Consider the following 7452-nt stretch of genomic DNA (forward strand, 5'->3'; position numbering starts at 1 on the left):
ACCGATGCGCAACTCGGCTTCCTGCAGGGTTCCGCGTTCGTGCTGCTCCATGCCCTCGGTATGCCGGCCTGGGGCGAGATCGCCGACCGGGGCCACCGGCGCGCCTTGCTCGTCGCCGGCATTCTCCTGTGGAGCGCCGCCGGCATCGCCTTCGGATTGGCGGGGTCTTTCCTGCTCCTGGTCGTCGCGCGGATGCTGCTCGGGCTCGGGCAGGCCGTGGTCGCGCCGACTGCACTGTCCTTGCTGGCCTACCGCTCGCCGCCCGGCCGCCTCGGACGGGGCGTGTCCTGGCTGACCGCCGGCGCGAGCCTGGGGCGCAGCCTCGCCCTGCTCGCGGGGGGAGCCCTCCTCGCCCTGCTGACCGCCATCGGGGGATTGTCTCTACCGATCGCCGGCCACCTCCCCCCGTGGCGGGCCCTGTTCATCATCGCCTGCCTTCCCAACCTGCTCGCCCTCGTGGCTGCCCTGAGCATCGCCGAGCCGACGGCGCGGCGGCCCATCAAGGCCCGGGCACGCCGCGCGCGCGCCTGGGCCTGGATGGGCCGCCATCGCACCCTCTATCTCGCCTTGTTCGGAGCCGCCGCCTGTGCGGTTCTCGTGGCGCAGACCCTCGCGGCCTGGGCACCGACATTCTACGTCCGCTCCCACGGGCTAACGCCCGCCGAGAGCGGCGTGCGCCTTGGCCTGGTGATGCTCCTGATCGCACCCCTGGGTCACCTCGCGGGGGGACATGTCCTCGACCGGGCAGGCGCGTCCGGCCGGCGGAGGGCGGCGGTCCGGATGCTGTGCATCGGGCTGCTCCTCGTGCCGCCCTGCACCGCGATGATGACGCTGTCGGCGAGCCTGCCGGTCTCGCTGGCGGGATTCGGTTTGCTGGCGGCGGCGCTCGCCCTCACGAGTCCGGCGGTGCTGGCCTTCCTGCAGTTCCTGACCCCGGCCGCCATGCGGGGGTACGTCAGCGCCGTATTCATCGCGGGCGTTGTACTGACGGCGCTGGGCCTGGGGCCGATATCGGTCGGGATCCTCAACGACCGCGTATTCGGACCAGCTGCCGTCGGGTCGGCCATGCTGACCGTGTTCGTCGCGACGGCTCTGCTCGGCACGACGCTGACCTATGTCCTTGGCGGGCCAGCCCGCAGGAAGCGACGGGCCTCGCTTCGCAAACCGGCCCTCGGACGGATTGGAACCGCGGATGCCCCGCATCGGCGGTGATGCGACACGTGTCCCCGTTCAACTGCGCCGCATGGGTTCGCGAGCCGCGCCCATGCCACCACACTCACGGGGACTTCCTCCACCCAACGGGACGGCCAGCCACCGGGCGAACGGGGTGGTGCGAGACGGGCGCAGAACCGATCGCGAAAAGGTTCCGACAAGCGGCCCTCAGCCGCCCGAAGCGCTCGTCTCCCAGCCGGTTCGGCCCTCGGCCATTCCATGTTGCAGGAAGTGCAAGAGCGGACAGACGCGGATCGCGGCAACATCCGGGTTCGCGTCGAGGTAACCATGGGTACTGAAATCCGGACCTGGATCGTTGCGATTCTTCCAGCCGATCAGAAGGTAGTGTTCTATCGGGCTCAGATCGTGTGCAGCAACCTCCGGGTACTCACGAAGATAGTACGCTTCATCGAAATACCGCAGCGTAGACTTTCGGCCATTCTTCGATCTGAAACGAATTCTTTCGACAATAGACATCTATGGTCTCACGAACACCAAGCATGTGTTGACGGTGCTCGATTCATACTTCGGCAGATGCGCACCAACAATCAGCACACTGTCCGTTTTGGTTGTCGGTGCGTCCCAAATTCCGGGGTCGAACCCGAACGAAGCCGATGCTCGCCGTGAGACCTCGCCGAGCCCGACCGAGGGGTCGGGCCCCACTGGAGGATGTAGGCTCGCACTGAAGCATCAAGGCGCGCCGCGGCGGGCCTGGCGCGGCCATCGAACGCGGCTGGCGATGAGGACAGTCCACCGGTCGATCGGCCCGCCTCCGCGCGCAGGACGACCGGTGGGGCATCGTCGGCAGCATCCGAGCCCTGATGGGTGAGTCGCCACCGGCGCGATGGCCCACCGGGCTACGATCAGTCCGTCCGCGTCACGGCGAGGATGCCGGGAGGGTGGTTCGGCCGCCCTAGCGATCGCGAGGTCTGGAGGCCTGTCGCTTCAGTGACCGCCACCCAGATAGGCCGCCTGGACGGCAGGATCGTCCCGAAGCTGCGCGGCCGGCCCCTGGAACCGGATCCGGCCGTTCTCCAGCACGTAGGCGTAATCGGCGACCCCCAAGGCCGCCATGGCGAACTGCTCGACCAGGAGCATCGTGACCTGCTCCTCCTTCAGCCTGCGGATGGTGCGGAACACCTCCTCGACGAGTTTGGGGGCGAGGCCCATCGAGGGCTCGTCGAGAAGGAGGATATCCGGGCGCAGCATCAGCGCCCGGCCCATCGCGAGCATCTGCTGCTCGCCCCCCGACAAGGTCCCGGCAAGCTGGTGACGCCTCTCCCGGAGGCGCGGAAACAGCTCAAAGGCGCGCTCGCGGTCGGCCGCAACATCGCCCTTGGGGCGGGCACCCGTCAGGCGTGGGAAGGCGCCGAGGGTCAGGTTATCCTCGACGCTCAGCGTCGCGAAGACACGACGGCCCTCCGGCGAGTGGGCGAGCCCCGCGCTCGCCACGTCATGGCTCTCGAGGCCCCCGACCTCGCGGCCGTTCAGCCGGATCGATCCGCTGCGTGGGCGGATCATGCCGGAGAGCGCGCGCATGGTCGTGGTCTTTCCGGCGCCGTTCGAGCCGATCAGGGTCACGATCTGTCCCTTGGGCACCTCGAACGAGAGTCCGTGCAGGACTTCGATCTGGCCGTAGCCGGCCGAGAGGTTCGTCACCTCAAGCATGGGCGGGCTCCTGGTCTGCGACGGGACTGCCGAGATACGCTTCGATGACCTTCGGATCCTTCTGGATCTCGCGGGCGCCGCCCTCCGCGATCTTGTGGCCGAAGTCGAGCACGCTGACGCGGTCGCACAGGCCCATCACCACGTCCATGTGGTGCTCGATCAGGATCACGGTGATGCCGGCATCGCGGATCTTGCGGATGATCGCCGTGAGATCGGCGATATCGGGTGCCGTGAGGCCGGCGGCGGGTTCGTCGAGGAGGAGGAGGACGGGGTCGAGGGCGAGTGCGCGCGCGATCTCGAGCAGCCGCTGCTTGCCGTAGGGGAGATTGCGCGCCTCGACCTGGGCGAGGCCGCCGAGACCCATGAAGTCCAGGATCGCGACCGCGCGGACCCGTGCCTCCCGCTCCTCCCGGCGACGCCGGGGCGTGCCGAAGATCGCGTCCACGATGGTGCCCTTGAAGGTGTGGTGCAGGCCGACGAGCACGTTCTCCAAGGCCGTCATCTCCCGGAAGAGCTGGACGTTCTGGAAGGTGCGGGCGACGCCGGCCGAGGCGATCTCGGACGGGGTCCGTCCGTTCAGCCGCTGCATTCCCCCGTCCCGCGCCAAGGTCACCGAGCCGCCGGTCGGGATGTAGATGCCGGTGAGCACGTTCATCATCGTGCTCTTGCCCGATCCGTTCGGCCCGATGAGACCGTGGATCGTGCCCGGCCGCACGGCGATGTCGACGCCCGCGAGGGCCTTGAGGCCGCCGAACTGCATCAGGACGGACTCGATCTTCAGGAGCGGATCCGCGTCGGCCCCGCCGCGCTGCGCGACGAGGGCCGCGCCCTGCGCCGTCAGGACCCGGCCCTCGGCGGTATGGGCCGGTCGCAGAGCCGGAATCTTGTCCCGCAGGAACCCCACGATGCCGTCGGGCAGGTAATAGACCACGAACAGGATCATCAGGCCGAACACGGTCAGACGGAAATCCGTCACCGATTGCAGGGCGAGGGTGGCGGGCAGGAACAGCACGCAGAGCACGACCGGCACGAGGATGGCGTACCGGTTCTCCTGCCGGCGCAGGAAAGCGCGCACGCCTACCACGAGGGCGGCCAGGGCGATCGCCCCCGCCATCATGCGGACGAGTTCGATATCGGCCAGGATGTTGGGCATCATCACGATGATGGCGGAGCCGATCAGGGGCCCGGCTCTCGACTTGCGTCCGCCCATCGTCACAGCGAGCAGGAACAGCACCGTCAGTTCGAAGCCGTAGGAGTTCGGGGCGACGTAGCGCTCCGACCACGCAAACAGCGCGCCGGCGAGCCCCGCGAGGGCCGCCGAGATGACGAAGGCGTAGACCTTGTAGCGATAGACGCTGACGCCCATGCAGTCGCAGGCGATCGGCGAGTCGCGCAGGGCCTCGAAGGCGCGACCGAACGGCGAGCGCACGACCCGGTTCACCACGACGATCGTCAGCAGCAGCGCGGCGCAGACGAGATAGTAGAATTCCAGCTTGCGCCCCGCGGCGCCCCACGGCGACGACATGCCGATCAGCGAGAAGTCGAGGACGCGCGCCGGCGGCAGCGTGATGCCGAGGGGCCCGTTGGTGAGGGGCGTGAGTTCGTTGATGAAAATCTGGATGATGGTGCCGAAGGCGAGCGTGACCATCGCCAGGTAGGGGCCTGTCACGCGCAGGGCCGGGACCGCGAGCAGAAGCCCGAAGACCGAGGTCACGGCAGTCCCGGCGATCAGCCCGGACCAGAGGCCGAGCTTGAAGTGCAGGAACAGCACGGCCGCCGAATACGCGCCGATGCCGAACAGACCGGCATGCCCGAGACTGACCTGCCCCGTGTAGCCGACGACGATGTCGAGCCCCAGGATGAGGATCGCATAGATCGCGATCACGACCAGCAGGTGGATGTAGTAGGAACTCGTCACCACGTGCGGGAAGGCGGCGAGGAAGACGACGAGGAGGATGGCGCCGAGGAGGCCGACATGGCGGCCGAGCCTCGGCGCGGCGGCGGGCGTCGCCGCCGGTGCGAGGGTGGACTGAGCCATGGCGTCAGGCTCCTGCTGGCTGGATGCGGGGGAATACGGGAGGGCGGGGAGCGAGGAGGGGCACGCTCAGACCTTCTTGATCACGGCCTTGCCGAACAATCCGACGGGGCGGATCGAGAGGACGACGAGGAGGAGGATCAGACCGGGCACATCCTTGTAGCCGGTCGAGATGTAGAAGCCGGTGAGCGTCTCGGCGACACCGAGAATCAGCCCGCCGACGATCACGCCGAGGCCGGATTCGAGACCTCCGATGATCGCGACCGCGAAGGCCTTCAGGGCCAGCACCGCCCCCATGGTCGCACCCGTGAGGGTGACGGGCGCGACGAGAACGCCCGCGAAGGCGGCCGTCATGGCGCTGATCGAGTAGGAGAGCGTGATCACCTTCTGCGTGTTGATGCCCATCAGGCCGGCGGCGTCGATGTCGTTCGAGGTCGCGACGACGGCCTTCCCCCAGATCGACTTGCGATTGAAGATCTCGACCGCGAGCATCATCAGGAGGGCGCCGGCGACGATCAGCAGTTCCATCGGCAGGATCCGGGTGTCGCCGACCTGGATGGCCGCCTCGGGCAGGGGCGAGGGAAACTTCAGGTCGTCGCGGCCCCAGATGTTCTCCGCGACGTTGCGGAAGATGATCCCCAGCGCGATCGTGGCCATGATCCATCCGTACTCGGACTTGATCTTGACCGCGGGCCGGACGCCGAGCCGCTCGACGACGGCGCCGAGCGCGAAGCCGAAGACGAGGACCAGCGGGATCATCAGCCAGTACCCGACGATCGGCACCAGGGTCAGGCCGAACAGGGCACCGAGGGCGAGCGCCTCGCCCTGACCGAAGTTCAGGGTCTTCGAGGTGGCGAAGGTGAGTTGATAGCCGAAGGCGATCGCGGCGTAGATCATGCCGACGGCGACGCCGGACGCGATGAGCTGGAGGAAGATGGCCATGAGCGCGTTACCGTAGAGGTTGGGACGTCGGTGTAGATGCAGGACATCGAGTCCTGGGAAGACCAGAACCCGGCTCGGTTCATCGTCGCTCGAATGTCCGGGGACGGCGCGTCTCGCCAAACCTGGCGGACGGCCGTCGCGTGGTCCGATTCGCGGGTCTTCCACGAAAGCCGACGGCCCTTCGAGAGACCCGCGAAACGTCTCAGTTGGCCGACTTCTCCTTCACGCGGACGACGCCCGCGTTCTTGGCATCCTCTTCCTTGGCGTAGACGATCTTGCCGTCCTGCACCTTGCCGAACACCACCATGTTGCGGGTGATCGCGTTGTGGTCCTTGGCGGTGAAGGGCTTCTCGTAGGTCGTGACCACGCCCTCGACGCGCTCGTTCAGGTTCTCGAGCGCGGCCCGGATCTTCGGGCCATCGGTGGAACCGGCCTGCTTGATCGCCGCGGCGAGCAGATAGACCGAGTCGTACCCTTGCGCCCCGGCGACCGGGGTCGGGATCTTCGAGACGCCGTAGGTCTTGTAGTAGTTCTCCAGGAAGCTTTTCCGCTTGGGCAGGGTCTGGTCTTCGATGAAAGTCTGCGGCATCATCACGCCGTTGCCGTTCGCGCCGGCGATATCGAGGAAGCTCTGCATCGAGGAGGGCCACGACGTGATCATCGGAACCTTCCAGCCGAGCTTGGCCATTCCATTCGCGATCTGCGCGAGTTCGGGCCCGATCCCGTAGGCGAGGATGACGTCGGCTCCGGCCTGCTGCGCCTTCAACAACTGGGCCGTCATGTCGACGTCCTTGATGTTGAACTTCTCCACCACGACCGGCTTCACGCCCTTGGTGGCGAGGTACTTCTCGATATCCTCGCGGCCGAGCTGGCCGTAATTCGTCGAGTCGGCGAGGAGCGCGATCTTCTTGAAGTTCCGGGCCAGCGCCTCGTCGACCATCATGCCCGCCTGGAGCACGTCGTAGGCAGAGTTCCGGAAAACGTAGTTGGCGTCGTAGTCCGGTTCCTTGAACTGGTTCGTGATGATCGTGCCGGTGGCGACGTTGTTGAACACCGGAATCTCCGCTTCCTGGTAGAAGCGCTGCGCGGCCAGGGCCACGCCGGTGTTGATGAAGCCGATGGTGGCGGCGACCTTTTCCTTGTTGATCAGTTCCTGGGCGACCTGAGCGCCGACCTCGTTCTTGGCTTCGTCATCGCGCTCGACCAGCAGCAGCGGACGTCCGAGCACGCCACCGGCCTTGTTGATCTCGGCGGCAGCGAGGCGTGCCGCGTCGCGCATCGAAACACCCATGGCCGAGGACCCGCCGGTATAGGGCCCGGTGACACCGATCTTGATCGGATCGGCCGCGTAAGCCGGGAACGCCGCGAACGTCGTGCAGACGAGCGCACCCAAGAGTACGCGTCTCTTCAGCGTGATCATATTCTCTCCCTCGCTCCGACCGCATGCCCTTCATGGTGGCATTTTGTATCGAATCCTCAGTATTCCTGGCGCAAGAGTTATAATTCTGTCAAGGCATAGAATTGCTTCGGGCCGTTTGATTATGCACTGGAAAATAGGCCGGCCCACGGATTAATTTCTGAATTTCATTTCCGGT

Annotated in this window: 6 protein-coding genes; 1 reads left to right on the top strand and 5 read right to left on the bottom strand. The window is 66.7% G+C overall.

The window, feature by feature from the left end; all coding sequences use genetic code 11:
* Positions 1–1212: MFS transporter (locus tag K2X24_RS23180; RefSeq protein WP_292501537.1), on the top strand; the 1212-nt coding region annotated here is incomplete at its 5' end.
* Between the two features lie 168 nt (positions 1213–1380).
* Here the strand turns inward: K2X24_RS23180 and K2X24_RS23185 are convergent.
* From K2X24_RS23185 to K2X24_RS23205, 5 genes are all read right to left on the bottom strand, one after another.
* On the bottom strand, positions 1381–1689 hold the full coding sequence (locus K2X24_RS23185; protein ID WP_292501540.1) for a hypothetical protein: 309 nt from the start codon (positions 1687–1689) through the stop codon (positions 1381–1383).
* A gap of 468 nt (positions 1690–2157) precedes the next feature.
* On the bottom strand, positions 2158–2880 hold the full coding sequence (locus tag K2X24_RS23190) for an ABC transporter ATP-binding protein (protein WP_292501542.1): 723 nt from the start codon (positions 2878–2880) through the stop codon (positions 2158–2160).
* Positions 2873–4918 (bottom strand): branched-chain amino acid ABC transporter ATP-binding protein/permease, encoded by a 2046-nt coding sequence (locus K2X24_RS23195; RefSeq protein WP_292501544.1) that lies wholly within the window; start codon positions 4916–4918, stop codon positions 2873–2875. Before K2X24_RS23195 ends, K2X24_RS23190 begins: the two co-directional genes overlap by 8 nt.
* A 66-nt stretch (positions 4919–4984) precedes the next feature.
* Positions 4985–5857: a branched-chain amino acid ABC transporter permease gene (locus tag K2X24_RS23200; protein WP_238277354.1), complete on the bottom strand. Its 873-nt coding sequence runs from the start codon at positions 5855–5857 to the stop codon at positions 4985–4987.
* A gap of 202 nt (positions 5858–6059) precedes the next feature.
* Complete coding sequence (locus tag K2X24_RS23205; RefSeq protein ID WP_292501548.1) at positions 6060–7277, bottom strand: ABC transporter substrate-binding protein; 1218 nt, start codon at positions 7275–7277, stop codon at positions 6060–6062.
* Positions 7278–7452: the final 175 nt, after the last annotated feature.

It is taken from the genome of Methylobacterium sp. (assembly GCF_019750675.1).
GTDB lineage: Bacteria > Pseudomonadota > Alphaproteobacteria > Rhizobiales > Beijerinckiaceae > Methylobacterium.

Excerpts from the sequence above, each read along its gene's own strand:
- K2X24_RS23185 (WP_292501540.1), bottom strand. The coding sequence starts at position 1,689 with ATGTCTATTGTCGAAAGAATTCGTTTCAGATCGAAGAATGGCCGAAAG.
- K2X24_RS23190 (WP_292501542.1), bottom strand. The coding sequence starts at position 2,880 with ATGCTTGAGGTGACGAACCTCTCGGCCGGCTACGGCCAGATCGAAGTC.
- K2X24_RS23195 (WP_292501544.1), bottom strand. The coding sequence starts at position 4,918 with ATGGCTCAGTCCACCCTCGCACCGGCGGCGACGCCCGCCGCCGCGCCG.
- K2X24_RS23200 (WP_238277354.1), bottom strand. The coding sequence starts at position 5,857 with ATGGCCATCTTCCTCCAGCTCATCGCGTCCGGCGTCGCCGTCGGCATG.
- K2X24_RS23205 (WP_292501548.1), bottom strand. The coding sequence starts at position 7,277 with ATGATCACGCTGAAGAGACGCGTACTCTTGGGTGCGCTCGTCTGCACG.